27 protein-coding genes are annotated in these 25032 nt (G+C 66.9%); 19 read left to right on the top strand and 8 right to left on the bottom strand.

Features of this window, described 5'->3' with window-relative positions:
- Position 1: 1 nt before the first annotated feature.
- Together RIN43_RS01535 and RIN43_RS01530 are read right to left on the bottom strand one after the other, a co-directional pair.
- Positions 2–1069: a restriction endonuclease subunit S gene (locus RIN43_RS01535; RefSeq protein WP_309127107.1), complete on the bottom strand. Its 1068-nt coding sequence runs from the start codon at positions 1067–1069 to the stop codon at positions 2–4.
- Between the two features lie 77 nt (positions 1070–1146).
- On the bottom strand, positions 1147–2601 hold the full coding sequence (locus tag RIN43_RS01530) for a class I SAM-dependent DNA methyltransferase (protein ID WP_309127106.1): 1455 nt from the start codon (positions 2599–2601) through the stop codon (positions 1147–1149).
- A gap of 298 nt (positions 2602–2899) precedes the next feature.
- Between RIN43_RS01530 and RIN43_RS01525 the strand changes: the two genes are divergently transcribed.
- The 10 genes from RIN43_RS01525 to pip all read left to right on the top strand — a co-directional run bounded on the left by RIN43_RS01525 (position 2900) and on the right by pip (position 11812).
- Positions 2900–4024 (top strand): ImmA/IrrE family metallo-endopeptidase, encoded by a 1125-nt coding sequence (locus RIN43_RS01525; RefSeq protein WP_309127105.1) that lies wholly within the window; start codon positions 2900–2902, stop codon positions 4022–4024.
- Between the two features lie 65 nt (positions 4025–4089).
- Positions 4090–4572: a hypothetical protein gene (locus RIN43_RS01520; RefSeq protein ID WP_309127104.1), complete on the top strand. Its 483-nt coding sequence runs from the start codon at positions 4090–4092 to the stop codon at positions 4570–4572.
- A 202-nt stretch (positions 4573–4774) separates the two neighbouring features.
- Positions 4775–5236 (top strand): hypothetical protein, encoded by a 462-nt coding sequence (locus RIN43_RS01515; protein ID WP_309127103.1) that lies wholly within the window; start codon positions 4775–4777, stop codon positions 5234–5236.
- A gap of 4 nt (positions 5237–5240) precedes the next feature.
- Positions 5241–5717, top strand: a complete 477-nt coding sequence (locus RIN43_RS01510; protein WP_309127102.1) for a hypothetical protein — start codon at positions 5241–5243, stop codon at positions 5715–5717.
- A complete protein-coding gene (locus tag RIN43_RS01505) occupies positions 5714–6268 on the top strand; it encodes a hypothetical protein (RefSeq protein WP_309127101.1) in 555 nt (184 codons plus the stop codon). The genes RIN43_RS01510 and RIN43_RS01505 overlap by 4 nt, the downstream gene beginning before the upstream one ends.
- On the top strand, positions 6265–7611 hold the full coding sequence (locus RIN43_RS01500; RefSeq protein WP_309127100.1) for a hypothetical protein: 1347 nt from the start codon (positions 6265–6267) through the stop codon (positions 7609–7611). Before RIN43_RS01505 ends, RIN43_RS01500 begins: the two co-directional genes overlap by 4 nt.
- Positions 7612–7756: 145 nt before the next feature.
- Positions 7757–8257 (top strand): hypothetical protein, encoded by a 501-nt coding sequence (locus RIN43_RS01495; protein ID WP_309127099.1) that lies wholly within the window; start codon positions 7757–7759, stop codon positions 8255–8257.
- A 183-nt stretch (positions 8258–8440) separates the two neighbouring features.
- Positions 8441–9283, top strand: a complete 843-nt coding sequence (locus RIN43_RS01490) for a hypothetical protein (RefSeq protein WP_309127098.1) — start codon at positions 8441–8443, stop codon at positions 9281–9283.
- A 168-nt stretch (positions 9284–9451) separates the two neighbouring features.
- A complete protein-coding gene (locus tag RIN43_RS01485; RefSeq protein WP_309127097.1) occupies positions 9452–10570 on the top strand; it encodes a DUF4238 domain-containing protein in 1119 nt (372 codons plus the stop codon).
- Positions 10571–10867: 297 nt separating this feature from the next.
- On the top strand, positions 10868–11812 hold the full coding sequence (pip, locus tag RIN43_RS01480; RefSeq protein WP_309127096.1) for a prolyl aminopeptidase: 945 nt from the start codon (positions 10868–10870) through the stop codon (positions 11810–11812).
- A 175-nt stretch (positions 11813–11987) separates the two neighbouring features.
- Here pip and RIN43_RS01475 read toward each other — a convergent pair whose 3' ends face one another.
- The gene (locus RIN43_RS01475; RefSeq protein WP_309127095.1) at positions 11988–12788 is read right to left on the bottom strand and encodes a DeoR/GlpR family DNA-binding transcription regulator; all 801 of its coding nucleotides are present in this window, start codon (positions 12786–12788) and stop codon (positions 11988–11990) included.
- 120 nt (positions 12789–12908) lie between these two features.
- On the opposite strand from RIN43_RS01475, the gene RIN43_RS01470 reads away from it, so the two are divergent.
- From RIN43_RS01470 to RIN43_RS01440, 7 genes are all read left to right on the top strand, one after another.
- On the top strand, positions 12909–13817 hold the full coding sequence (locus RIN43_RS01470) for a PfkB family carbohydrate kinase (RefSeq protein WP_309127094.1): 909 nt from the start codon (positions 12909–12911) through the stop codon (positions 13815–13817).
- Positions 13814–14737: an aldolase gene (locus tag RIN43_RS01465; RefSeq protein WP_309127093.1), complete on the top strand. Its 924-nt coding sequence runs from the start codon at positions 13814–13816 to the stop codon at positions 14735–14737. Before RIN43_RS01470 ends, RIN43_RS01465 begins: the two co-directional genes overlap by 4 nt.
- 1 nt (position 14738) lies before the next feature.
- Positions 14739–15740: an alcohol dehydrogenase catalytic domain-containing protein gene (locus RIN43_RS01460; RefSeq protein ID WP_309127092.1), complete on the top strand. Its 1002-nt coding sequence runs from the start codon at positions 14739–14741 to the stop codon at positions 15738–15740.
- Between the two features lie 47 nt (positions 15741–15787).
- Positions 15788–17125, top strand: coding sequence for an MFS transporter (locus tag RIN43_RS01455; RefSeq protein WP_309127091.1), 1338 nt, complete (start codon positions 15788–15790; stop codon positions 17123–17125).
- Positions 17126–17193: 68 nt separating this feature from the next.
- Positions 17194–18633, top strand: a complete 1440-nt coding sequence (locus tag RIN43_RS01450) for an NAD-dependent succinate-semialdehyde dehydrogenase (RefSeq protein WP_309127090.1) — start codon at positions 17194–17196, stop codon at positions 18631–18633.
- 9 nt (positions 18634–18642) lie between these two features.
- Positions 18643–19368, top strand: coding sequence for a sulfite exporter TauE/SafE family protein (locus RIN43_RS01445; protein WP_309127089.1), 726 nt, complete (start codon positions 18643–18645; stop codon positions 19366–19368).
- Between the two features lie 90 nt (positions 19369–19458).
- On the top strand, positions 19459–20400 hold the full coding sequence (locus tag RIN43_RS01440; protein ID WP_309127088.1) for a DMT family transporter: 942 nt from the start codon (positions 19459–19461) through the stop codon (positions 20398–20400).
- On the opposite strand, the gene RIN43_RS01435 is transcribed toward RIN43_RS01440, so the two are convergent.
- Positions 20393–20680: a DUF1905 domain-containing protein gene (locus tag RIN43_RS01435; RefSeq protein WP_309127087.1), complete on the bottom strand. Its 288-nt coding sequence runs from the start codon at positions 20678–20680 to the stop codon at positions 20393–20395. The genes RIN43_RS01440 and RIN43_RS01435 overlap by 8 nt on opposite strands.
- Positions 20681–20702: 22 nt before the next feature.
- Complete coding sequence (locus RIN43_RS01430) at positions 20703–21083, bottom strand: DUF1761 family protein (RefSeq protein WP_309127086.1); 381 nt, start codon at positions 21081–21083, stop codon at positions 20703–20705.
- Positions 21084–21157: 74 nt separating this feature from the next.
- On the opposite strand from RIN43_RS01430, the gene RIN43_RS01425 reads away from it, so the two are divergent.
- Complete coding sequence (locus RIN43_RS01425; RefSeq protein ID WP_309127085.1) at positions 21158–21778, top strand: TetR/AcrR family transcriptional regulator; 621 nt, start codon at positions 21158–21160, stop codon at positions 21776–21778.
- A gap of 21 nt (positions 21779–21799) precedes the next feature.
- Here the strand turns inward: RIN43_RS01425 and RIN43_RS01420 are convergent, their stop codons facing one another.
- Positions 21800–22456 (bottom strand): histidine phosphatase family protein, encoded by a 657-nt coding sequence (locus tag RIN43_RS01420; RefSeq protein ID WP_309127084.1) that lies wholly within the window; start codon positions 22454–22456, stop codon positions 21800–21802.
- Between the two features lie 86 nt (positions 22457–22542).
- Positions 22543–23454 carry a DnaJ domain-containing protein gene (locus RIN43_RS01415; RefSeq protein WP_309127083.1) on the bottom strand — a complete coding sequence of 304 codons (912 nt, stop codon included), beginning with the start codon at positions 23452–23454 and terminating at the stop codon, positions 22543–22545.
- Positions 23455–23610: 156 nt separating this feature from the next.
- Here RIN43_RS01415 and RIN43_RS01410 point away from each other — a divergent pair, with 156 nt between their 5' ends.
- Positions 23611–24177 (top strand): dihydrofolate reductase family protein, encoded by a 567-nt coding sequence (locus tag RIN43_RS01410; RefSeq protein WP_309127082.1) that lies wholly within the window; start codon positions 23611–23613, stop codon positions 24175–24177.
- A gap of 3 nt (positions 24178–24180) precedes the next feature.
- Here RIN43_RS01410 and RIN43_RS01405 read toward each other — a convergent pair whose 3' ends face one another.
- Positions 24181–24951 carry an alpha/beta fold hydrolase gene (locus tag RIN43_RS01405; RefSeq protein WP_375163696.1) on the bottom strand — a complete coding sequence of 257 codons (771 nt, stop codon included), beginning with the start codon at positions 24949–24951 and terminating at the stop codon, positions 24181–24183.
- Positions 24952–25032 lie beyond the last annotated feature (81 nt).

Here is a 25032-nt window from a genome sequence, read left to right as displayed (position 1 = left end):
GTCAGAGCTCCCCTCGGAAGGCTCGGGACTGGATCGACGCGAAGAGCTCGTCGTCTTCGGCGAGGGCGCGACGAGTCGAACCTCGCAAGCTCATAACCGATCGCATGCGCAACGCGTACTCGCGCTGTGCGCTGATCGGGGGCGCGAGAACCTCAATCGAACTGAAAGCCGACTTGTTGACGAGACCCTTCATTCCTCCGGTCGACTTGGCGCGGACAAGCTCAGGGGACGTCTTGAGCTGGCCGAGCAGAAACGTTGCGTCGATCGCATCGGAGGGCAGGACTGCGTTGATCTGCTGGTTGAAGGCCACCGCACGGTCGACGATGGAAGCTTTGCCGATGCTCGTCGAACTCCCCGCGATGCACGTTACGAGTACGGAACCTGCGGGGGCGATGCGAGCGCGTCTCATACCGGTCTCGGAGAGCCCTTCATCAGCACGTGTTGCGACGTCAGCCCCGAGGTTGTCGGACTTGAGCCACTCGATCTGGGTGCCGAAATTCTCAGCGTCTGCGCGGGAAGGAGAATTGCCGGTCTGCACGACGGCGAGGGAGCCGATCGTCGCCCGCGGAAAGCCGCGATCGTTGGAGGCCGGGTCACCAAACATTTCACGGAAGATCGCCTGGGTGAGCGAGTCGAGGTGGGCGAGGGCCTGGCGACGCTTCGTGCGGATCACATCGGCCCGGTCGAGGATCGCGGCGATCCGCCGCTGCTCCGAGATCGGCGGGAGCGGGACCGGCATGGCGGTGAACTCGGCGGGAGGCAAGGATCGCCGCCGCGCGGTACTGCCCTTCATCTTCCCGACGTAGTACTCGATCGCATGCGGTGATGTGAGATATCGCTGCAAGTACTTGCGGTCGAGAATTGACTCGTCGCGTACGTCCCAGATCCCGTAGGCGGGACTCACAACGGCTGCTTCATGCCCGAGTTGGAAGTCGAGGACTCCTTCGTTGATCGGAAATCCGACGACAAGCTGACCGTTCTCCACGACCTTGTAGTCCGAAGTGTCCAAACTCGCGATGCGCTTCTTGAATCGTTCGCTCTGAGTGACCAGTCCGGCATGCATTGTCATTGATAGCACAGGGTATTCGACGCTGCCCGCGCGTCGAACCCGGGCAGGCGCGAGCAGCTCTCCGAGAGATATGCGCCTCACGCGAGAACCGCTTTCAGTTCGGCGAGGTCGGCCGCGATCTCGGCATCCAGCTGCTCGATGTCGGCGATGATGTCGAGCGGAGCGCGGTGCTCGATCTTTTCGTGCACGACTTCCTTATACCGGTTGAGCGAGAGGTCGTACCCCTGAGCGACGATGTCGGCCCTCGGCACGAGGAACGACTGGTCGGTGCGGGCGCGACCCCTCTCAGCATCATGCGCCTGCCACCGTGCGAGCACGTCGGGCAGGTCGTTCGCCTCCACGGAGTTGCGCTTGTCGTCGAGTGAATATCCATCGGCGCGCACGTCGTAGAACCACACGTCGTCGGTGCCACCAGAGTTGGTCTTCGTGAAGAAGAGGATCGCGGTGGAGACGCCGGCGTAAGGGCGGAAGACACCTGAGGGGAGCTTGATGACTGCATCGAGCTTCTGATCTTCGACGAGCATCCTGCGCAGGGTCTTGTGTGCCGTGCTCGCGCCGAATAGCACCCCGTCGGGCACGATGACGGCGGCGCGGCCGCCGGGCTTGAGAAGCTTGAGGAACAGAGCGAGGAACAGCAGCTCTGTCTTCTTGGTCTTGACCGTTCGCTGCAGGTCTTTCGCGGTCGACTCGTAGTCGAGCGACCCGGCAAAGGGTGGGTTGGCGAGGATGAGCGTGTACTTCTCGGCATCCGCGGCCGCGCCCTCGGAGAGCGAGTCGCGATAGCGGATGTCGGGCGACTCGATGCCGTGCATGAGCATGTTCATGCTGCCGATACGGAGCATGGTCGAATCGAAGTCGTAGCCGTGAAACATCGAGTGGTGAAAGTGGCGCCGTTGAGCCTCATCGAGCAGCGCATCGCCGTGGGTGTCGCGGACGTACTCGCTTGCGGCGACCAGGAATCCGGCGGTGCCACACGCGGGGTCGCAGATCTCGTCGCTCGGTGCTGGCGCGGTCATCTTCACCATGAGGTCGATAATGTGGCGCGGAGTGCGGAACTGCCCGTTGACGCCGGCGGAGGCGATCTTCGACAGCAGGTACTCGTAGAGGTCGCCGTTGGTGTCGCGGTCGGCCATCGGGATGCCGTCGAGCATGTCGACGACCTTCGACAGCAGCGCAGGAGTGGGGATCGTGAAACGGGCATCCTTCATGTGCTCGCTGTAGGTAGTGCCGTCGCCCATGCCCCGCAGGAAGGGAAAGACCTCGTTACCGACGATCGTGAACATCACCTCAGGCGAGGTGTTCTTGAAGTGGCTCCAGCGCAGTTCGGATTGCCCGGGCAGGAACACCGAGTCTTCGACCGGGTTGCCGGTGACGCGTGCCTTCTTCTCCGCGAGGGTCTGAATATCGTCAAGGCGACGGATGAACAGGAGGTACGTGATCTGCTCAATCACCTCGAGCGGGTTGCTGATGCCGCCCGACCAGAAGGCGTCCCAGACGCGGTCGATCTTGCTCTTCAGTTCCCCGGTGATCACAGGAGCAACTTTAGTTCGGTTCGAAGGCGCGGACTGAGTCATTAGTGTCTCTCTGCGGCGCGGCGTGTCCGGGCAGCAGAACAGCATCCGGGCGACCACCGACATTGGCGCTGACGGGTGGTCCTGTTCAGCGTGAGCAGGTCGAGCCATCAGTGGTGCGGGTAGGTGCGATAGTGGAGGCGGAGTTCGTCCGTCGCGACGCCCGGACGAACCTGTGGCGCGATCGATCGAAGCTGTAGTCGTGCGCCGCGCGTACCATGAGATTGTGATTTTCGCAATTCTCTGCGAGGATCGATACATGGCGGAAGATCAGGTTATTGCGCGTGTCAACGATGTGATTGAACGCTCTAGCCTGACCAAGAAGGACTTTGCCAGCGCGATCGGCATCGACGGTCCGAAGCTTGCGAAGTCACTGGCGGGCAAGCGGAGGTTCACCTCTCTTGAGCTGGCGTTGGTCGCCGAGCAGGGCGGTACCACTGTCGATTGGCTGCTCAACGGTGACTCGACGCGGGAGCTCGTGCTAGCCCACAGAGCTGCCGAGCATGCGATAGAAGCGAGTGACCTGGTCGGGCGCGAGACGATCGAGATGCTCGTAGAGAAGCTCGAAGGCCTTCAGTTCTTGGGGCGTCCGCTTCCGTTCCCATCTTTGCCCGCTAAGCCGACAGCGGGCGGTTACGTGAACCAAGCGCAGAAGCTCGCCCACGAGTACGTCCAGTTGCTCGAGTCTCCAGTTGGCGGCCTCACGAATTCGGGACTGATCGGGCGAATCGAGGAAAAGTTCGGCGTTGATGTCGTCGTGACGGGCTTGCCCGACGCTTGCGATGGGCTCTCGTTCTCTGACGGAGGCGTGCGCGCAATTGTCCTCGCTACCTCTGATGCGCCGTTCCGGCAGCGATTCACCCTTGCGCATGAGCTTGCCCACTTGGCGTTCGGGGACTCGCAGGATGAGGTCATCGAGGAACAACTGTGGACGAAGAAGACGCAGGCAGAGAGTCGGGCCAACACATTCGCGGCCAGCTTCCTCGCACCACGCGCAGAGATCGTCGCGCGGATCGCGAAACGGTCTGCGGTAGATGCCTTCGACGACCTTGTGTTGCACTTCCAGATGTCGCCCAGTGCGATGTCGTGGCGACTGCTGAATGAGCAGTTGATCTCTCAGGAGGATCAACGACGCCTAGAGTCGCACACGGCGCGAGCCACGGCCATGCGCGCCGGGGAGGCGGCCGAACATACGAATCGTGCCCGGCTCGCGCGTGTGCCCAGGCCCGCGCAGCGCCTGGTCGATGCGTACCTCGACGCCTATCGCGATGGGGCGGCGACGCTACGACCGGCCGCGAGCCTGCTGGGACAGCCCGCCGAAGAACTCGAGGAGTACTTCTTCGACACGGCATCCGCGGACGACAGCGCCCTGCACTTCGTCTAGGCACCGTTGTGCAATACCTCTTCCCCGACAACTCGGTCATCGTCTGCTTCGCCCGAGCTGAGGAATTGGGCGTTCTCGAGCAGTACCTGCGCGGCAAAGGCCGCGTGGTAGAAGCCGTTTCGCGGGAGATCTCTGATTCCGCAGGCCATGTGCCGAGCCTGCGGGAGTTGGATCAGCAAGCGTGGTTCGGTGATCCGATCCCCGTAGAGGACGAGGGCGACATCCGGGCGGTCGAAGGCATCCGTGTCGCAGTCTTCGGTGGCAGCAAGGCGAAGCCTCGTGAGCATCTCGGTGAGAGCCAGACGCTGCACCTGCTTCAGACGGACGATGCCTATCGCGACGCGATCTGGCTCACCGAAGACCGGGAGGCCTATCGGTTCGCGCAGCGGCAGCACATCACCACCCGGGACACCTTCGGTGTCCTCTGTGACATGGTCGGCTACTTCGATCTGTCTATCGACCGCGCGTTCGAGGTATCCCAGCGCATCCTCGAGGCCGGTGAGCCCATGCTCCACGAGCCGGCTTCCCCGCGAGACTTCCTCTTCTAGCCAGTTGGGCACCCTCCCCGACATCAGACCTTCGGCGGTGTTTGGCACGCTACCTACGCGGGTGCGTACTCGTTCTCGTGATGTCGAACCGATGCGGTCCGAATCGGAACCATCGATCGACCAATTTTGCGATTATCGCAACCTCGGGGTATTATTGCGATAATCGCAATATGTCGGCGCGAGCCGAGGAGGGAGTCGCAGGATGCGACTGCATGTTCACAGCGGCCAGGATGGCCAGGTACGTACGGTTCCGGATGCGGCAGAGGACAGCTCCGTCGCCGATCACGTGGACCTCGCGGAGGGCGTGTTCGCGTTCGCGGTCGACGACGAGGGGCGCGAACTGGATGCGGCGGATCGTCTGTCCGACGCATTCAGCGGAGGTTCGGGTCGCGTGGTGACGCACCCGGGTCGACAGATCACCGTCACCGTGGACTACGCCGGCAACTCGACCACACTGACGGTCTCGCCGGGGGCACGGCTGGGCGCGATCCGCGAGCAGGCGATCAGCCAGCTGGATATCGACCCCGCTTCGGCGGCGGATCTGGGGTTGCGCACGCCCGGTGGTGCGGAGGATCTTCCGCTGGATAAGCCCATCGCGTCGATCGCGCAGGGTGCGAATCACGTCGACCTCGAGCTTGTCGCGCTGGTCCGTCCGCAGGGCTGACGGTATGACGGAGGCCGCTGACCCGGCTCGGGTCGCTATCGAAGAGGACCTGCAGTCGGCGTCCGTTCTCGACGGGGTCGAGAACGGACGCTGGCGGGTCGTCAGCCTGGTGTTTCCGGTGTTGATCGTCGCGGTCATCGCCCGGGACGGCCGCGAGCTCGGGATGCGTGTGGATGTATCCGGCTACCCGACTGCCGCACCGGCCGGCATCCCGTGGCACCTCGCGGCGGGCAGGCCGCTGGTCGTCGCTGAGCTGCCGACCGGTCCTGCCGCGCACATCGTGTTTCACTCGCAGTGGTCCCAGCTCAACGGCTGGACGCCGTACATGGCGACCGAACGACTGATCATCCAGAAGGATCACCCGGAGTGGGCGACCGTACACCCGGGACGAGCATGGAATCCGACGCGGACGATCGCGTTCTACCTCACCGAGCTGCACAAGGAGCTGCGCAGCTGCACGATCCCGGCGGTGAGCGCATGACCGGCCAGAACCTGCCGCTGGTGATGAGCCGGCGACGCTTCCGACGACTGTTGCGGGAACTTCACCGGCGTGGCCAGGAGCGCCGCGAGTCGGGTGCCTTCCTGCTAGCGCACCGGGACGCCCCCCGGGTCGCGGGCGGTCACGAGATCACCGAGATCTACTTCTACGACGACCTCGACGCCGAGTGCCTGACCGGCGGCATCACCATGCACGCCGCGGGCCTGAGCCGCCTCAACCAGCTGTGTCGCGCGCGCCAGCTGCGCGTGCTGGGCGACATCCACACCCACCCCAGCACCTACATCCGGCAAAGCCGCATGGATGCGGACCACCCGATGATCGCGCTGCCCGGTCATCTCGCCGTCATCGCTCCCAATTACGCGGCGGGGCCGATTCGACCCGGCGATCTCGGTGTACATCGACTGCTCCGCGGCGGCACATGGGACGCCGCGTACGGCGCCGACGTCGCCCACATGTTCCATGTTCGTCCCGGTGTCCTGCTCGCCCTCGCCCGACTGCGCCGCCTGCTTCCCGCCCCGAAGGAGACCCGATGACCATCCTCGACGCCGACGAGATCAGTCGCGTCGCGCTGCTGCAGCTCACCGACGGCTCCGCCACCTCCCTTGAGGACGCCCAGCGACTCTTCGACACCCGACAGCTGGTCCTGCAACCCACGCAGGCTGCCGTGGCGACAGCTTCCGGGCAGGCGGCGCTGCTCACCGCGGCGGTCACCGCGATCCGCACCTTCGGGGCTGTGCACGTGACACTCCCCGAGGATGCCCGCGTGCTAGGCGGAATCCACCGCGGCCAGCTGCTCAGCGACGCTCTACGCCGGGAAGGCGTCCACCTCGACACGGATCCCGTGGACCCCGACGCGACCCTGATCGTCCTCGGGGGCACGGATAGCGACCTGCAGACGGCATCCGCGGGCATCGTGCTGCACGCCGGTTGGGAAGGCTGGATCGCGGCCGTGTCGCCGACGCGGCGCCCAGCCGCAGCGCCCGGCAACGTCCTCACCGCGATGGCGGCGGCCGCCCTCGCCGTCAGCGAGGCGTTCGCACACGCCAGCGGGATCGTCGGCAGTGACGCCGGATACCGGGCACTCGAGCTGAACCTACTCGGACCCGACAACAGCACAGGGCCGGAACTTCGGTACGCGCCGGCGTCCTGGTGGCTGGTCGGCCTCGGCCACCTCGGACAGGCGAACTCGTGGGTCATCTCCCACCTCCCTTACCTCGATCCGGCCGTCGTCGAAGTCACGGTGCAGGACACCGACCGCACCAGCCCGGCCAACCACAGCACCAGCGTGCTCACCCCGTGCGGGTCGCGCGGGGTCGCGAAGACGCGGCTGGTGGCCGCTCGGCTCGAAGACGCTGGGCTCCGCACCCGCATCCTGGAACGGCCGCTCGACGCGGATCTCCGTCTCCGCAACGACGAGACCCTCACTGTTGCGCTCATCGGCGTGGACAACCTCCCGTCCCGGCGCGCCCTCTCCGCGGTCGGATGGCCGCTCACCATCGATATGGGCCTGGGTGCGGGCGCCCACGACTACACCGCGATCAGCATGCACCGCTTCCCCGGAAGCAAGCGGAGCGAGGACGTTCCAGCGTGGCAGGACCAGCCCGCGACCGACCGTGCGATTCCCGGTAGTCCGGGATTCGACGACCTCAACAGCCGATTCGACCAGTGCGGGGTCCTCACCCTCGCGGGCAAAGCCATCGGTGTGCCTTTCGTCGGTATCATCGCTGCTTGCCTCGCCGTCACCGAGGCGTTGAAACAGCTCCACAACATCCCCGGCAGCGAGGTCGCCGGCATCGACGTGTCGACAGGACACCACGTGTCGGCGCCGGCCGCTCGACACGCTCGTATTGCCGCGACCGCACTGCGGCCGCAGTAGCAGGTTGCCAAGGGACAGGCATGGCAATAGAGACGAGGCGTACAGGCGGGGCAGGACAGTCCGCAGGTGCGACGGGCGTGCGATCCACTGCCCACAGGAACTGCACTGCGGATTCAACCGCGGCGGGCCGAGAGGACCGTCGCTGATGTCGCCTGGGGATTCAGCCTTTTGGGCCGGCCAGCTGCTTACCACCGTCGCGGCGGCCGCGGGGGTGCTTCTCGCCTTCGCGTTGGAGCGCACCACGGAAAGACGCCATCAGGACGCCGCCGCGTTCTGGGCAGCCAAGCACTGGGCCCGAGCGGTGCTTCGGACCCGGGAGAATGGACTGCTCATCACCGCGATCCGTGGAATGGTGTATGGGCGCAGCGTGCAGAAGCGCCCCGAGGTGCAGAAGCTGCTCACCGAAGTCGATCCAGGGGTGGCGGAATGGTGGTCGCGCGCCACCGAGTGTCTCGTCGAAGCGGACGACTCGTGGGTGCCCGGATCCGACGTCAGCAAGTGCGTAAGGGCATGGGTGGAAGCGGTCGAGGCCGAACTCGATCGCGCCGGCGGTCGGTGGCCACGCCGACGTCGACGACTTGAGCGGCTCCAGAATTCACTGCCGAACCCTCCGAAGCTGACCCGTCGTGCCGTTCGTCGAGCGTGACCGCGCTGCTTGGACGCTTTCAGGGCGAACAAGTGCGTCGACAGTCGTGTCCCGCTGGTGGCGAGGCTCGTCGCTTGTATTCGCCTTCTTCGCAGTGTGCCGGCCAATTCTCGGCTCGGTGAGCCAAGAATTCATCCACAGGGGGAGCCGCGGCGTTGTTTGCAGCCGTGCGACGATCGAGGCATGACGTTGGTCGTGGCTGTGATCGATCAGGTGACCGGGGCAGTCTCTCTGGGAGCTGACTCGAAGGTCACCTGGGCTCTGGACGTGACACGCACAAAGAGGGTGTGCACCGAGCCCGCTCTGAAGATCGTGCTGCTCGGAGATGATCTGGCCGTCGGTTACGCCGGCGACGGACCTGAAGTGCTCGCGTCAGCGGTCACTAGCTTGCGCGGGCGCGGGGTCGACGAGCTGCTCGAAGGATTGGCGAGGATCGCCGGCGCTTCCTTCGTTGTGGCTCATCGTCAGCCCGCCCAGATCTGGTCAGTATCGGCCGAGCAGGGCATTGAGGAGCGAACCGCGATAGGACGAGCTTGGGCAGGAGACGGGAGTGTGTACCCGCGATTCCAGGCCCACTTCGATGACCTGGCTGACGATTCGGCGCTCTTGCGGCTGCAGTCGACGATGCAGCACATCGTCCACCTCCTTCGCCCCGAGTCGGTCGGAGGTTATACGATCCTCGCCTCTGGCACTGCAAGCAGAGCGTTCCGCTACTTGCCCCTACGGAGCGAGCTCTGGCCCGAAAGCGCTGACACCGCGATCACGGGATTGACGCAGAACCCCGATGGCACGCTGAACTTCACCCTGCGCGCCTCCTTCACGGAGGGGCCGCTTGTGCTGCATGTGATTCCGGGCGTCGCGCCGACCCCGGGCGCGCTCGGAATCTATGTCGAGAACGCCGGACTCGGTTACGTGTATCCCCACTCGACGCCTGCTCAGAGAGTGCAAGTCCGGGCGGACACGCTCGAGGAGTTCGTGAGGCTCGCCGAGGCCGAGCACGACCAGACCGTCTCGCCGGGTGGATGAGCAACCATCCGTAGATCGAACGTGCTCGACGCACGCCATGCGGCACGAGGTCTCGCTGACTCCGAACGCACCGCCCGGCGCCCCGCGATACCGCGCGGCGGTCAGGCGGGGCGATGTCAGTAGTGGGTGATGTCAGTAGTGTCTGTATTGCGCCGGTCCGAGCCCGTCGTGTCGCGGCAGATGGAGGATGTGGCTGCGGTGACAAAACGAACTCGACGCCAGCATGTCGTCTCGGCGTTCTACCTCAGAGGGTTTGCGAACGAGGGTGCCCGTTTGTTCCGCACTCCCCTCAGCGGTGCTTCGCCACACCCGATCGCGGTGACCGACGCGACAGTGCGGAACGACTTCTATACGGTTCCAGGTCGGGCAGGTGATCCCTCGGACGTGTTCGAGCAGTTCTTTGCGCAACTGGAGGGCGATGCGGTGCCGGGGCTTGCAGGGTTGACCGCGCCGGATCCTCGATTCCCCGACGGTCACACAAGGGCAAGCCTGTCGATGTGGATCGCACTGCAATACCTCCGTTCGGAGGGGATACGTATGTCTGGAGCGGAGATGCGTGCGGTCGAGGTGCAGATCACTGTCGGGATCTCTGGGAAGCAGCGTCTACGAGAGCTGATCGAATCTCGTGAAGGGACGACGATCTCGGACGCCCGCGTTGATGCCGAGTGGGCCGACCTCACCCAGCCTGGCGGAACACGCATTCAGCCTGATCCGAGGGACCACATCGCTTCGATCATGGACATGCTGCCCGGCGTCTCGGGCCTCATCCATCACAGCCCATGGATGCTGCTTCGCTTCACCCGGAAGGCTCTGGTGACAAGCGACCACCCCGTCTTCCTCATCCCCTCACTGGACGCGAACCCTTGGGAAGGAGTCGGTCTGGCCAACGCGTTCGGATACGGAATCGCCCTTGACCGTCACACCGGACTGGTCATCGTCACGAGCGGGGCCGGTGACGGCGTTCCCGACCGCGTCGTCCCGCCATCCGCCTTCTATGCGAAGCTTCTCAATCAGCAAGTCATCCGCAACGCCCGGAAGGCGGTTTACCACCATCCCGACGACGACCCTCGAGAGGCTCATGACGGACTGCTCCCACCTGAGCGAAGCACCGAGATGGAGGTCGTCCCGCGCAAGTTTCCAGAGAACGGTTGGGGTGCGTCTGTGTCGGGCTCGCCGGCCCGGGTCCCGACACTGCCAGCGGAGGAGGACGACGGCTCGGAATCCTGGACGATCGACGACCTGCCGTGGCCGATCCCAGGAAGAGTGTTCCGATACGCCGAGGACTGAAAACGTGCGTCTGCCAAGACGTCGGGACTCGGTCTGGCTCGCTGTCGGCGACGTTAAGGTTCCCGCGAGGTCGTATCGGTAGGAATCTGCCATTTCCAATGGAATCCTGATGCCGAAGCCGCTGCCAACCACCGTGGATTCCCGGCATCCCCTGCCACTTCTAGCGGGAACCTACACAACTGATCGGTTTTTCGACGTTTCCGTTTCGCAGATGAAATGTCCACGCGATGTCCAGATGGACATTTCGACCGACAGGGTTATCGGGACGGCCCCGGAGCGTGCGAGTAGTCTTCGACGGTGCATCCCCCGCTTGAACCGTACGCATCGGGCACTCTTCGTCGTCCAGACGGCATCCAGTTGTACTGGGAAACATCCGGAAACCCGCGCGGAAGACCCGCGTTGTACTTGCACGGTGGACCCGGCAGCGGATTGGGAAACGGCGGCTATCGCCGTCGCTTCGACCCGGGCAAGTACTTGATCGTCGGTCTCGACCAGCGCGGTTGCGGCAAGAGCACCCCGTGGGCAATTGACGACCTAGAGCACCTCGACGCGAACAACACTCGGAGTCTGCTCGCCGACATCGAGGCGCTACGTGCGCACCTTCGCGTTGAGGCGTGGCTCCTGCACGGCGTCTCCTGGGGGTCGACACTCGCGTTGGCCTACGCGCTCGCCCACCGGGACCGCGTCACGGAGATAGTCCTCACGGCAGTCACGACTGGAGGCAGGGCCGAGATTGATTGGATCACCGAGGGGGTGGGTGCGATCTTCCCCGAGGTGTGGGCGGAGCTGACCGCGGAGGTCCCCCGCGGTGAGCGCGTGATCGAGCACTATGCGGCGATGATGCGACAGTCGGATACCGCAGTGCGCGCCGCGGCCGCCGATCGCTGGGACAAGTGGGAATCGACGCACGTCTCGCTGGACCCCGCCTGGAGGCCAGGTCCCTCACATGAAGACCCGCGAACCCGGGAGAACTTCGCAACGCTCGTCACCCACTATTGGGCGAATGACTGCTTCCTCAGCGGCGAGGACGCCATTCTCGCTCGCGCTACGGCCCTTGCCGGCATTCCGGGTGTTCTCATCCACGGTCGATACGACGTCAGTGGACCCGCTATTACCCCATGGCGTCTGCATCAAGCCTGGCCAGGAAGCCGACTCGAGATCGTCGAAACCGAAGGCCACGGCGGCGAGATTGAGATGGAGTTGACGACCGAAGCGATCGACGGATTCGCAACGCCGCTGTAAGTGACATCTCTGGCCGTGCTCAAGGTCGCAGCCGCGGGGAATTTGACGAGCCAGGCGCCGCACCCTGTCGTCGCGAGACGGACATTCCTGAGCGGTCCCTACACAACTGATTGATTAGTCCCGCCCGACCGTCGACGCCTGAGCGATCGAGGGACGCGCCTCCTGCTGCGAGGTCTCAGCCCCGATCGGCGACGATGATGCGCGTCCCGGCCTCTTCGGCTGCGAGACGGATCGACGCCGGGGGTGTCGCGTCGGTGATGAGCACGTGGATGCCGACGAATGTGCTGAGCCGCACGGGAGCCGACACCTCGAACTTGCTGGCGTCGCAGAGAAGGACGACGGAGTCGGCCGACTGCATCATGGCCAGCTTGGTGGGACGCTCGATGTCGGTCTCCACATAGATCCCCCTCGAGTCGACGGCGGCGGCACCGAGGAAGAGCGTGGATGCCCGGAGGTGCTCGACGGCGGCGACCGAGAGGCTGCCGACCATCGCCTGGCTGTCGGGGATGACGTCGCCACCGAGCACGACCACCCGCTGCGCCGGCCGGCCGAGATACAGCTGCACGACGGGAATCGAGTTGGTGATGACGGCGTGCGGCGCGGCGTCATGAAGTCGCTCGGCGAGGGCGAAGGTGGTCGTGCCGGCGTCGATCGTCACCGTGTCCCCATCGCGCACGAACGTCCGAGCAGCATCGGCGATGATCCGCTTCGCGTCGGCTTCGACGCCGGCCCTGTTCACGAAGCCCGGCGTGCGGAGCGTTCCGTGGGTCAAGGCGGCGCCGCCGTGCACGAGGCGAACGAGGTCGCGGTCGGCGAGAACTCGTAGATCGCGGCGAACCGTCATCTCGCTGACCCCGAGATGCACCTTCAGGTTGCGCACCGAGACGAACCCCTCGCGGGAGAGCAGCTCGACGATGCGCTCCTGGCGCTTGGTCATGGTGTCGCCCGCGGAGAGCGCCGTCCCGTGATCCGCCACGCTGTTTCTCCTTCGATCGTCTACCGGCTATGGTAGATCCACATCAACCCATGGTGGAATTCTACCATTGCGTGTTATAGTTCCAACGTCCTCCCCATCGACCTCGCTCGAAAGGCAACGATGCCCAGATCAGTGCTCTTCGTCGGAGCCGCCACGTACGACGCGATCGCGGTCGTCGACCACATGCCGGCGGCCGATGAACGTCTCATCGCCAGCGAGATCCGCTACGCCGGTGGCGGCCCCGCCGCTACGGCCGCAGTCGCGGCGAAGCGGCTGGGGCTCGAGGTCGAGCTCATCGCCGCGATTGGAAACGACGACGTCGGTCCTCACATCCAGGCAGGCCTTGCCGCCGAGGGTATCTCGCCCGCCCTGCTGCAGGTCGAGGCGGACCGGTCGTCGCAGGCGAGCGTCATCCTCTGCTCACAGGTCGATGCGACGCGGGGCATCGCCACCAGGGGCGCGTCTCCGCTTCGTCTCACCGGGCCCAACCGGGAGCGAGTGCTCGCCGCGGACTGGATCCACGTCGATCACCTGGGCTGGCCGGCGGTCGCCGAGGTCCTGGCCGACATCCCCTTGGACCAGCGCCCGCGTATCAGCGTCGACGCCGGGCATCCGCTCGTCGGCGATGCCGCGAGCGCCTGCCACATCGCCGAGGTGAACATCTACGCGCCGCCGATGGAGAAGCTCGTCGAGCGCTACGGCGACCGGCCGCACGACGAGATCCTGCGCAGCGTACCCAGCCACAGCGTCGTCGCCACCCTCGGATCCGGCGGCAGCGTCGGCCGCGATTCGGACGGCGGGATCCACACCTCTCCCGGTTTCGTGGTCCCCGATCTCGGCAGCACGCTCGGCGCCGGCGACGTGTTCCACGGGGCGCTCACGGCGGCAATCGTCCAGGGCCAGCCCATGCCCGACGCCATCACCTACGCCAATGCCGTCGCCGCGCTGTCCTGCCGCGGCGTCGATGGGCGATCCGCCATCCCAGACCACGACGAGACCATCGCCTTCATCCGAAAGGAACGCGCATGACCGACGCGACCCCCACCACCGATGTCACCCGCCCCCTCCGCCGCGAATCGGGCGCCTTCGCGATGCTCGCCGTCGACCAACGCGAAGCGATGCGACTGATGTTCGCCGGTGATGCCAGCCCCGCCGCCGACGGGTCGGTGCCCGCCGATGTGCTGGCCGCCGTGCCCGACAGCGTCCTGACCGACTTCAAGCTCAAGGCCACGCGCATCCTCACCCCTTACGCGTCGGCGGTGCTCCTCGATCGTCAGTTCGTCTGGGATGCCGCGATGGACCAGCGTGCCGTCGCGAGCACCTGTTCCGCGATCATCGCCGCCGACCAGTTCGTGCCCGGCAACGGCGAGGTCGTCACAGATCAGGTCATCGATGAGAGCATCGACTACGAGGCGGTGAAGGCGCAGGGCGCCGTGGCCGCGAAGCTCCTGGTGATCTACCGCGAGGACGAGCCCGCTCAGAAGCGGATCGACATGGTCGAGGACTTCGTCTCGCGCTGCAAGGCCGCCGGGCTGATCAGCATCATCGAACCCGTGTGCAAGGCCCCCCGGCGCGGAGGCGAGTGGGACTGGAACGCCGGCGTTCTCGCCGCCGCGCAGGAGCTCGGCGACCTCGGCGCCGACCTCTACAAGGCCGAGGTTCCGCTCAAGGGAGGGGGAACCGACGAAGAGCTGCTCGCCGCGTGCGCGGCGCTCGACGCTGCGATCTCGTCACCCTGGGTGGTGCTGTCCAGCGGTGTCGCCGCAGACGACTTCCCTCGCGCGGTCGAGATCGCGTGCAAGGCCGGCGCCTCCGGGTTCCTCGCTGGCCGCGCCGTCTGGCGTGCATGCATCGGCGCCTCCGATGTGGAGACGGCGCTCGAGACCGATGCGGTGCCGCGCCTGCAGCGTCTCGTCGACGTCGTCGACCGAGTCGTGGGGAGCCGCTGACGTGGAGCGCGTCGACGAAGTCCGATTCACCGCCATCGGTGAGGTGGAGGTCGCGCACACGGAGGTCGAGCTCGTCCCCGGCGATGGAGAAGCCCTCATCGCCCCCGAACGCATCGGCATCTGCGGATCCGACATGCACGTGCTCCACGGCAAGCATCCGTTCGTGCGCCCTCCACTCGTCACCGGACACGAGGCCGTCGCGACGGTCGTCGAGGTCGGTGCCGGGGTGTCCGGCGACCTGGTGGGCCGGCGTGTGCTGGTGAACCCGCTCGTCGCCCCTGGTGACCGATCCGGAGACTGGCGGGGCGCTATCAACGTGCAGGAAGACGCCCGCGTGATGGGATTCAAGCTCTCTGGACTTGCCCGTACCCGTACCGTGGTCCCCGCCGAACAGCTGCACCTGGTACCGGCAGATCTCGATGCGACGATCGCCGTCCTCGGCGAGCCACTCGCCGCCGGCATCCATGCTGCTCAGCGTTCCGGAGGGCGCCTCGAGGACGTGCTGATCATCGGCGGTGGGCCCATCGGTCTCTCGGTTCTGCTCGGAGTGCGTCGGGAGGGCGCCGGGCACGTCACCCTCGTCGAACCGGTGGCGTCCAAGCGGGAGCTGGCGCTCGAGCTCGGGGCGGATGCCGTGTTCGCCCCCGACGAGGCCGACCTGCCCGTCAAGCACTTCACCACCGTGTTCGACTGCGTGTCCGCACCGGCCACGCTCGCCCAAGCTGTCGACGTCACCCGCGGTGGCGGTGCCGTCGTCGTCATGGGCGTGCCCGGCACCGTGCCGGTGGATCTGCCGCTGCCTCGCATGCAGCGGTTCGAGATCGATCTGCTCGGGAGCGGCATGTACACCGGCGCGGACATCGACGCCGCCATCGACTACCTCTCTCAGCATCCCGAACCTGCCTCGCATCTGGTCTCGCGGGTCTTCCCCCTCACGGAAGCCGCTGATGCGTACGCCGCTGTCGGCGAGCCCGACAACGTCAAGGTCGTCCTCTCTCTGTAATCCCACCCGACAACAGACCGCGATTGCACCAAAGGAGCTCAACGCGCATGTCCACCACAACCCGCAAGAAGTCAGAGATCAGGAAGGTCACCACAGCCAGCTTCATCGGCGCCCTCCTGGAGTGGTTCGACTTCTTCATCTTCGGCACCGCTTCTGCCGTCGTCTTCGCACCACTCTTCTTCCCCACCGCCGACCCCACGATCGGCACCATCGCCGCCTTCGCGACCTTCGGTGTCGGCTTCGTCGCCCGGCCCCTCGGCGCGATCGTCTTCGGTCACTTCGGTGACCGCGTCGGGCGCAAATCGGTGCTGGTCATCACCATCATGATCATGGGCATCGGCACGTTCCTGATCGGATGCCTTCCCACCTACGAGACGATCGGCGTCTGGGCTCCCATCCTGCTCGTCGTCCTCCGCCTGGCACAGGGATTCGGTCTCGGTGGTGAGTACGCCGGCGCCGCGCTCATGACCATCGAGCACGCACCAGAGGGGCGCAAGGGCTTCTTCGGCTCGATCATCCAGTCGGCGGCGTCCGGCGGCATCCTCCTCGCGACCGGCGTCTTCGCCTTGATCAGCTCGTTCGGCGAGGAGTTCCTCCTCAGCTGGGGCTGGCGCATCCCCTTCCTCTCGAGCATCATCCTGCTCGCCGCCGGACTGTTCATCCGCCTGCGCATCAGCGAGAGCCCGGAGTTCGCCAAGGCCCGCGAGCTGCAGGCGGCGCGCCAGGAGCAGCCGAAGATCCCGCTGTTCCAGGTCTTCCGCAAGTACCCGAAGAACCTGGCTCTCGCATTCGGCGCGCGTCTGGGGGAGACGGTGTCGTCGAACATCATCAACGCGTTCGGCATCTACTACGTGTCCACCCACATCGGCATGTCGTCGCAGGTTGGCCTGTATGGCATGCTCATCGCGTCCGCCATCGGCCTCGTCGCGGTGCCGATGATCGGCGCGATCAGTGACAAGGTCGGCCGCAAGAAGGTGTATCTGTTCGGCGCCTTCGCCGGCGTGATTCTCGCCTTCCCCATGTTCTGGCTGTTCAACACCGGGGAGGTATGGGCGGCGTTCCTGGCGTTCTCGCTGGTCTACGTGCTGGTGCCGACCACGATGTTCGCCGTGCAGTCGGTCTTCTTCTCGGAACTGTTCGGCACGGACGTCCGCTACACCGGCCTCTCGCTGGCCACTCAGGTCTCGGCGATCGTCGGCGGCTACGTACCCACGGTCGCGACGGCGCTGCTGCTCGCTCTCGGGGGCGACCCGTGGCTCGTCGCCGGCGGCTTCGTGCTCACCTGCCTCATCACCGCCGTGTGCGTGTTCTTCGCATCGGATGTCCGGAAGAACGATCCGGCGCTGAACGACGACACGACCGTTCCCGCCCAGGCGGTCGCCTGACAGCTTGGCGGGTCGGCTGCGAGTATCCGGCCGGCCCGCCAGACCACCATCACGAGCAAGGAGAACCGATGACCTCGAACCCCACCGTCCTCATCGACGGCGTCTGGCAGACGCGGGACAGCAGGAAGGAGATCTTCGATCCCGCCAACGGCGAACTCGTCGGCACGATCGACTTTCCGGGCCAGTCCGAGGCGGTCGCCGACGCGGCCTCGGCCGCCGACGCCGCGGATGCCGCCTTCCCCGCATGGGCTGCGACTCCTGCTCGCGCCCGCGCGGACATCCTGCTCCGCGCGGCGGCGCTCATCCGTGAACGCGCCGATGAGCTCGCTCTTCTCCTGGCACGTGAGGCCGGCAAGCGCCTGCCCGAAGCCGCAGGCGAGATCGCCTTCTCGGCCGAGTACTTCCAGTGGTTCGCCGAGGAGGCGCGCCGGCTCGGTGGCGACTATCCGCCCCACGAGGCCGCTCATCGCCGTCACCTCGTGATGCGGCGACCCGTCGGCGTGGTGGCCTCGCTGACACCGTGGAACTTCCCCTGCTCCATCCAGGCGCGAAAGCTCGCCCCGGCCCTCGCCGCCGGATGCACGGTGGTCGCCCGCGTCTCCGAGAAGGCCCCCCTCGCGGTCACCGAGATGATCCGCTGTCTCACGGATGCCGGGATCCCCGCCGGTGTCATCAACCTCATTCATGGCCCGGCGCGGCCGACCACGTCGGCCGTCCTCGAGCATCCAGCCGTGCGTGCGGTGACCTTCACCGGTTCGACCGGGGTGGGTCGCAGTGTCATGGAGCAGGCGAGCCGGCGGATCGTGCGCCCGCTTCTCGAACTCGGCGGCGACGCCGCGTTCATCGTGATGGACGACGCCGACATCGATAAGGCCGTGGCGGGGGCGATGCTCGGCCGATTCCGCAACACCGGCCAGTCGTGCGTCGGCGCCAACCGCTTCTTCGTCCATGCGGCCGTCTACGACGACTTCGTCTCGAAGTTCGTCGCCGCCGTCGACGCCATGACGCTGGGTTCGACGACGGGGGACGATGTCGCAGACCTCGGCCCGGTCATCGACGACGATCGCAAGCAGGCGGTCGAGGCACTCGTCGCCGACGCGGTGGCGCGCGGTGGCCGGGTGCTCACCGCTCCGCGCGAGCTGCCGGGCAGCGGATCATGGGTCGCTCCGACGCTGCTGGCCGACGTGCCGGCGGATGCCGAGATCGCCACGAACGAGGTGTTCGGCCCCGCCGCCGCCATCTTCCGCTTCGACACCCTCGACGAGGCGGTCGAACAGGCCAATGCGACGGAGATGGGTCTGGCCGGGTACATCTACTCCGAGAACCTGACCACGTGCCTCACTTTCGCCGAGCGCCTCGAGGTCGGGATCGTCGGCATCAATGAGGCCCTGCCCTCCGTGGCCTTCGCCCCCATGGGCGGGGTGAAGCAGTCCGGCCTCGGCCGCGAGGGCGCCCACGCCGGCATCGAGGAGTTCACGGAGACGACCTATGCGTCGATCGCTCTCTGAGGACGGCTGATGGTGAGCGCTCTGACGATCGGCGCCGCCGTTCTCGTCGGGGCGCTCACCCAGCGCCTCACCGGCGTCGGGTTCGCGCTCGTCGCATCCCCGCTCCTCGTCCTCGCACTGGGACCCATCCAGGGCGTCGTGATCACGAACATCTTCGGTGTCGCGACCGCGCTCATGGTCTATGTCTTCCACGTGCGCAGAGTGGAGTACCGCAGGGTGCTGCCGATCCTCGCCGCCGCGACCGTCGCGGTCGTCCCCGGCGCGATCCTCGCCCGTGCGCTCCCCGCGTCTGTGCTCGCGATCGGGGCGGGTGCCCTCGTCGTCGCGGCGCTGGCGCTCAGCGTCCTCGCCAGGCGCATTCCTCGCGTCAACGCCTGGCCAGGACAGGTCGTGGCCGGTGGCCTCTCCGGCTTCATGAACGTCATCGCCGGCGTGGGCGGACCGGCGATCACCGCTTACGCCGTCGCCTCCGAGTGGGAGCACCGGCGTTTCGCGATCAGCGTGCAGTTCTACTTCGCCGTCCTTGGTTTGATCTCCCTTCTCGCCCGCGGCGTGCTGCCTGCCATCACGCCGGTCGACTGGGTCGCCGCGGCCACCGCTCTGGGGGTCGGACTCCTCGGCGGGCACCTGCTGAACCGCTGGGTTCCCGTGCGTACGGCACGGATCGTCTGCCTCGTCCTGGCGTTGCTGGGAGGCATCGCCGTCATCGCCCGAGGCGTCCTCGACATCTCGTAGAGCCGCCTGCCCGCGGGTTGGCAGAGAAGGTGCGATGTCTGGCTTTCCGCAGGCTCGTTCGATGTCGGTCGCTGCTGCGAGGATCGGATGATGCCGGAAGTCACTGCTCGCTCCACATCGTCGAGCGGCCGCGCGCCGCAGACGAACGCTCCGCTGACGCTCGTGGCAGCGGCGGTCACCGTCGTGCTGTGGGCTTCGGCGTTCATCGGCATCCGCGGGGCCGGACCGCACTTCGATCCTGGTGCGCTGGCGCTGCTGCGGATGGTGGTCGGCGCGCTGGCCCTCGGCCTCATCGTGCTGCGGCACGGTTTCCGATTGCCGGAGAGGCGGCACTGGCTGCTCATCGCCGCGTGGGGCGTCGCCTGGTTCTGCATCTACAACGTCGCGCTGAACAGCGCCGAGCTCACGCTCGATGCGGGCACGGCGGCGATGGTCGTGAACCTCGCACCGCTCATGGTCGTCGTGTTCAGCGGACTGTTCCTCGGCGAAGGGTTTCCGCGACCCCTCCTCATCGGTGCGCCGATCGCCTTCCTCGGGGTCGTTCTCATCGGACTGAGCTCATCGAAGGGTGCCGGCCTCGACATCACGGGTCTCGCACTGGCACTGCTGGCGGCCGTGATGTACGCGGGCTGCACGCTGCTGCAGAAGCGCCTGCTCACTTCGGGGGTGGATGCGACGACGCTCACCTGGCTGGGCGCCGTCGCCGGCACGGTCGCCCTGCTGCCCTGGACGGGGCGCCTGATCGGGGACCTGCAGTCGGCCCCGATCGATGCGGTGCTCTGGGTCGTGTACCTCGGGATCTTCCCGACCGCCGTCGCCTTCACAACGTGGGCCTACGTGCTGCAGCGCACCTCGGCCGGGCAGACCTCCGCGACGACCTATGTCGTTCCCGCGATCGCCATCGTCATGTCCTGGCTGATCCTCGGTGAGGTGCCGACGCTCATGATGTTCATCGGCGGGGCGCTCTGCCTGCTGGGCGTGGTGGTGACGCGGATGCGGTGGGGCGCGGCGCGGCGGAGTCGACTCAGCTGAGCCGCTCCGTCAGGTGCACGGTCACCTCGTCGCCGTCGGTCTTGCCGATCCGTTTGCGGATCGCGGCGGCCACCGGCAGCTTGTGCGTTCCGTCGCCGAGGGCCATGAAGGCCCCGCGGAACGGCTCGCCGTCGACGGTGCCTGCGACTTTGACGAGCCCCCGTGTGCCGAAGATCGTCGCAGAGCCCGGGAGCTGGACGCAGGTCCACGTGTCGCCTTCGCGCACCTTGCCGAGCGTCGCACTGAAGGTGATGTCGAGCGGTGTGCTGGTGTCGTTCATGGTCGATCTCCGTTCCACGGCCTCAGATGAAGAGACCGATGACTGTGCCGATGATGGTGAGCTTGAGCACCCAGTCGAGCAGGTGGACGCCGGCCGTGGGCAGCGCGGTGTTCTCATGCACGACGCCGCCCATCAGCAGGATGAGCGGAAGCGCGGAGAGCGCCAGCCCCAGAAGAGCGCCGGTCGCTGCGCCGTGCCAGTCCGCGGCCGCCATCAGGCCGGCGACGAGGCAGGAGGCGATGAGGCTGCGGAGTGCGACCGAACCGATCTGAACGGCGGGGGAGAGCCCCGGACGCGGCGTGCTGTTCCGGGTGACGAGCCCGGAGACCTGGGGCACGGCGTACAGCGCGGCGCTCGCGATGAAAGATGTAACAGTCGCGATGGCGATACCGAGAACGATCATGTCGACTCCTTTAGTACTGTTCGGTACTAAAGTATGCCTGCGCGGCAGAACTGTCAAGTACTAAAATTGCCGGTATGACGACGAGTGAGCTCTCATCGCGAGGCCGACCCGCTGGCCTCACGGGCGACGACCTCATCGCCGCCGCGCGTGAGGTGTTCCTCGAACACGGGTACGCAGGCGCCTCGATGGACCAGGTCGCACGACGAGCACGGGTTTCCAAGGCGTCGCTCTACCGGGAGCACTCATCCAAGAGCGAGCTCTATGCCGCCGTGGTCAGGCAGTGGGCGATGGCCGGCCAGGACGCCATGCGTCCGGCGCTCGATCGGATGCAGCGAAGCGCCGATGTGCGCGGAGCGCTCATCGGCCTCGCTGAGACCATGCGCGCCGGCATCCTGAGCCCGCCGGTGATGGCGATGCGCCGGCTCGTGACCGCCGAGGCATCCGCCCACCCTGATGTGGCGAGGATGTACCTGGAGAACAGCTGGAACGCGAACATCGACCGGCTCGCCGCTGCCTTCGCCGCCGTCGCGGCATCCGGGCGTCTGCGTCCGCACGACCCGCACGCCGCCGCGGAGCAGTTCACCTGGCTGATCATCGGCGCGCCGCTGAACGCGCGGATGCTGGGCGGCGAGGCGTCCGCACCACCTGCCGCCGATGCCGTCGACCTCTTTCTCGCCGGGTACGGAGCGGACTGACCAATCGGCGAGCGGAGCCGGTCAGGACTCCGCCGGCTCCTGCGGCAGCCGCGGGCCGTGATTCCAGGCCAGGATCGACGGCTGCTCGCGATGGAACCCGAGCACCGACACCGAGCCCGCGTCGAGCGAGATCGCGGCCCCGAAGCGGGGCGCCTGCCGCAGGAACACGGCGGTGAGGATGCGGAGGTAGTGCCCGTGTGCAATCAGCGCCACATCGCCGTCGGCCATCGCCGGCAGCACCCTGGTGAGCACACGCGAGGCTCGGGCGGCGACCTCCTCCACGGTCTCACCGGGGGTCTCGCCGCGGATCACCCCGTGCGTGAAAGCGGTCCAGTCGTAGCCGAGTTCCGCTCGGATGTCCTTCGTGGTGCGTCCCTCGTAGCCGCCGTAGTCCCACTCCACCATCAGCGGGTCGACATCCGGTTCCAGCCCGGCCAGCTCCGCCGTTCTGAGCGCGCGCTGCAGCGGCGAGCTCAGCACGAGCCCGAAATCGTAGTCTGCCACCAGCTCACCCGCCGCTCGCGCGAGATCCTCACCGTGAGCGGTCAGCGGAATGTCGGTGCGACCGGTGTGCCGGCCAGTCCGAGACCAGTCCGTCTCGCCGTGCCGAAGCAGCACGAGCTTTCCCCGCGGGCTGTCGGGAGCGGGATGGTCGGGCAGCGGGTCAGGTGCGTCCACACCGACACGGTACCCCGCCGCCCCGCCCCAACCGAGACGAGCGCCTCGGCCCCCGGTGCGCTCGCAGCACGACCGAGGGCCGCCCGTCAGGGTACGAGAACGCGCACCGCCTGCTTGAGCCGCGTCCGCACGTCGAACGCCTCGGTCATACCCAGCGGTCGCGCACCGGGAACGCCCTTGCGCAGCACGGTGCGCAGCGCGCTGCGCCTCACCGCGACCACCGGCAGTCCGCGCACTGTGCCCAGCGAGGTCGCGGCGTGGGCGAGGTCCTCATCGGGGAGGATCAGGATGGCTCCTCCGAAACGCACGCGTGCGACCTTCGCGACCCAGCGCATCCGCGACAGCAGGTCGGCGACCGGTGTCTCGCCGCGCACGGATTCGCCGATCGCCTCACCCTGGCGAAAGCGCACGTCCTCACCGAAGTCCTCCGACATCAGGCCGTAGAGTCCCGTGGGGGCCAGCACCACATGATCGAGCTTCTCGCCGCCGTCGGGTCCGCAGGCCACATCGTGCCAGACCGTGAATCCGATGCCGAGTTCGTGGATCGCTGCAGCCGTCGCCTCCTCGGCAAGCGCATCTGCCAGCATCCGCCTCGCGCTCCACGGGGCCGCCCGCACCACGGCCGGGTCGTAGGCCTGCGCGTCCGTCACGGCCACTCCGAGATGCGCGGCCATCATCTGCAGGAAGCGCCGGCGCCGCCAGGCGCCTGCCGTGCCGTAGGACGTCGCCGCAGGGCGGGTGCCGGTGGATCGCGTGGCTGCCGCATCGACACCCCACGTCACGCCCTGCCGACCGCGGTCGTACGCGGCACGATCCTGCGGGGTGCCGACGTGCTCCCAGGCTCGCTGCACGCGGATGAACATCGCCGCATCGCCGCCGGTGTCGGGGTGCGTCTGACGCAACCTGAGGCGATAGGCGCGTCTCAGCTCGTCCTCGCCCGCTGTCGGTGCGACTCCGAGCACCTCGTAGGCGGATGCGGCAAGCGGACCGTCGAACATCGCCCTCCTCGAGCCGTCGCATCCAGCGTAGCCGCGACCGTCCATGCGTCCGGCGGATCGGGGTTACGCGGACGGCGACCTCGGCGTAGGCTCTGCGGCGCGGCGTAGGCCGACGGGCAGGCGCCGGATCGCACGCGCAGCGCGAAGGAGCATCGGATGCAGACCCTGACGATCGATTTCATCATGTCCCTCGACGGCTACGGCGCGGCAGTGGGATGGCCGGGCTGGTGGGGCATGGAGAGCCCCGAGTACCTCGACTGGCTGGCGAACGATCCAGACAAGGATGCACCGCTGCTGATGGGCGCGACCACGTACCGCCTGATGTCGCGATTCGCCGCCGACGAGACCGAAGGGGTGGAGTCGCTCAACGGTGTGCGCAAGTATGTGTTCTCGTCGAGCCTCGACGAGCCGCTCGAGTGGTCCAACTCCACGCTCGTGCGCGCCGACGCGGTGGGGTTCGTGCGTCGGCTGAAGGAGACGTCGGATCGGCCTCTGCGCACTCTCGGCAGCATCAGCCTCTGCCGTTCGCTGCTCGTGGCCGGCCTCGCAGACCGGTACCGCGTCGTCGTGTTCCCTGTCATCACCGGGGCGACGGGTCAGGATCGGATCTTCGACGGCTATCCCGATGTGCGGCTCGAGCTGGTCGAGGAGCGCACCTTCGACCACCGCACGCAGCTGCTGGAGTACATCCCCACCGTGCTCGACGCCCCACCCGGGGCCTGACCCTCAGGCCCCGCGCAGGAACTCCAGTGCGGTCTGACGGAACGCCTTCGAACCAGGGGCGTTGAAGTGGTGGCGGTCGGGGATCTCGAAGAAGGTGCCCTGGGCCGCAGCATCCGACAGCCGACGCGAACCGCCGATGACCGCGTCCTGCGAGCCGGTCGCGAACAGCACCGGCTGCTCGGGCGCGTTGTCGGGGTCGGGGTCGATCGAGCGCGACTCCCGCATACCCTGCGCCAGCGCGAGCAGTGCGTGCAGGTCGTTGCCAGGCACGCGCTCCACGAGCGCGATGTAGTTCTGCGTCACCTGGTCGGTCACCGGTGTGCCGTCATCGGCGTAACGGCGCACCTGTTCGAGGTCGAGGCGCTCGAGAGGGATGCCGTCGGGCACGCCGCCGAGCACGGCACGAGGGATCCGCTCGCCGAGGTCCTGCGTCACCTGCCAGCCCACACGCGCGCCAAGTGAGTACCCGACATAGAACGCCGTGTCGATCAGGAACGTGTCGAGCACCGTCTCGATGTCGCGGGCCAGGCTGCGCACAGCGTAGCCGGCGGGCTCGTGCGGTTTCTGGCTCGCTCCGTGCCCGCGCTGGTCGATGCCGAGGACGCGGTACCCCTCGCGTTCCAGCATCCGCACCCATCCGGTGAGCACCCAGTTGTCGCGTGTGCTCGATGCGAATCCGTGCACCAGCACGACCGCCGGCGCATCGGCGTCGCCCCACGAGTACGTCGCGAGTGCAACGCCGTCGCCCACTTCGACGAGCTGAGGATGCGGCATGCGGGTCAGATCTGCGAGGGAATCGGCCACCTCTCCATCATGCCTCTGCCTGGCGCGGCCGCGCCGGTCCACGGCACCGCG

The sequence above is a fragment of the Microbacterium sp. genome (assembly GCF_031178445.1).
In the GTDB taxonomy this organism is placed as follows: Bacteria; Actinomycetota; Actinomycetes; order Actinomycetales; family Microbacteriaceae; genus Microbacterium.
Note: the sequence above shows the minus strand (reverse complement) of the source record. Positions and strands in the feature narration are given on the sequence as shown.

What these genes read in the sequence shown, in the direction of transcription:
- RIN43_RS01535 (WP_309127107.1), bottom strand. Translation starts at nt 1,069, where the DNA reads ATGACAATGCATGCCGGACTGGTCACTCAGAGCGAACGATTCAAGAAG.
- RIN43_RS01525 (WP_309127105.1), top strand. Translation starts at nt 2,900, where the DNA reads ATGGCGGAAGATCAGGTTATTGCGCGTGTCAACGATGTGATTGAACGC.
- RIN43_RS01515 (WP_309127103.1), top strand. Translation starts at nt 4,775, where the DNA reads ATGCGACTGCATGTTCACAGCGGCCAGGATGGCCAGGTACGTACGGTT.
- RIN43_RS01510 (WP_309127102.1), top strand. Translation starts at nt 5,241, where the DNA reads ATGACGGAGGCCGCTGACCCGGCTCGGGTCGCTATCGAAGAGGACCTG.
- RIN43_RS01505 (WP_309127101.1), top strand. Translation starts at nt 5,714, where the DNA reads ATGACCGGCCAGAACCTGCCGCTGGTGATGAGCCGGCGACGCTTCCGA.
- RIN43_RS01500 (WP_309127100.1), top strand. Translation starts at nt 6,265, where the DNA reads ATGACCATCCTCGACGCCGACGAGATCAGTCGCGTCGCGCTGCTGCAG.
- RIN43_RS01495 (WP_309127099.1), top strand. Translation starts at nt 7,757, where the DNA reads ATGTCGCCTGGGGATTCAGCCTTTTGGGCCGGCCAGCTGCTTACCACC.
- RIN43_RS01490 (WP_309127098.1), top strand. Translation starts at nt 8,441, where the DNA reads ATGACGTTGGTCGTGGCTGTGATCGATCAGGTGACCGGGGCAGTCTCT.
- RIN43_RS01470 (WP_309127094.1), top strand. Translation starts at nt 12,909, where the DNA reads ATGCCCAGATCAGTGCTCTTCGTCGGAGCCGCCACGTACGACGCGATC.
- RIN43_RS01465 (WP_309127093.1), top strand. Translation starts at nt 13,814, where the DNA reads ATGACCGACGCGACCCCCACCACCGATGTCACCCGCCCCCTCCGCCGC.
- RIN43_RS01455 (WP_309127091.1), top strand. Translation starts at nt 15,788, where the DNA reads ATGTCCACCACAACCCGCAAGAAGTCAGAGATCAGGAAGGTCACCACA.
- RIN43_RS01450 (WP_309127090.1), top strand. Translation starts at nt 17,194, where the DNA reads ATGACCTCGAACCCCACCGTCCTCATCGACGGCGTCTGGCAGACGCGG.
- RIN43_RS01445 (WP_309127089.1), top strand. Translation starts at nt 18,643, where the DNA reads ATGGTGAGCGCTCTGACGATCGGCGCCGCCGTTCTCGTCGGGGCGCTC.
- RIN43_RS01440 (WP_309127088.1), top strand. Translation starts at nt 19,459, where the DNA reads ATGCCGGAAGTCACTGCTCGCTCCACATCGTCGAGCGGCCGCGCGCCG.
- RIN43_RS01435 (WP_309127087.1), bottom strand. Translation starts at nt 20,680, where the DNA reads ATGAACGACACCAGCACACCGCTCGACATCACCTTCAGTGCGACGCTC.
- RIN43_RS01430 (WP_309127086.1), bottom strand. Translation starts at nt 21,083, where the DNA reads ATGATCGTTCTCGGTATCGCCATCGCGACTGTTACATCTTTCATCGCG.
- RIN43_RS01425 (WP_309127085.1), top strand. Translation starts at nt 21,158, where the DNA reads ATGACGACGAGTGAGCTCTCATCGCGAGGCCGACCCGCTGGCCTCACG.
- RIN43_RS01415 (WP_309127083.1), bottom strand. Translation starts at nt 23,454, where the DNA reads ATGTTCGACGGTCCGCTTGCCGCATCCGCCTACGAGGTGCTCGGAGTC.
- RIN43_RS01410 (WP_309127082.1), top strand. Translation starts at nt 23,611, where the DNA reads ATGCAGACCCTGACGATCGATTTCATCATGTCCCTCGACGGCTACGGC.
- RIN43_RS01405 (WP_375163696.1), bottom strand. Translation starts at nt 24,951, where the DNA reads ATGCCGCATCCTCAGCTCGTCGAAGTGGGCGACGGCGTTGCACTCGCG.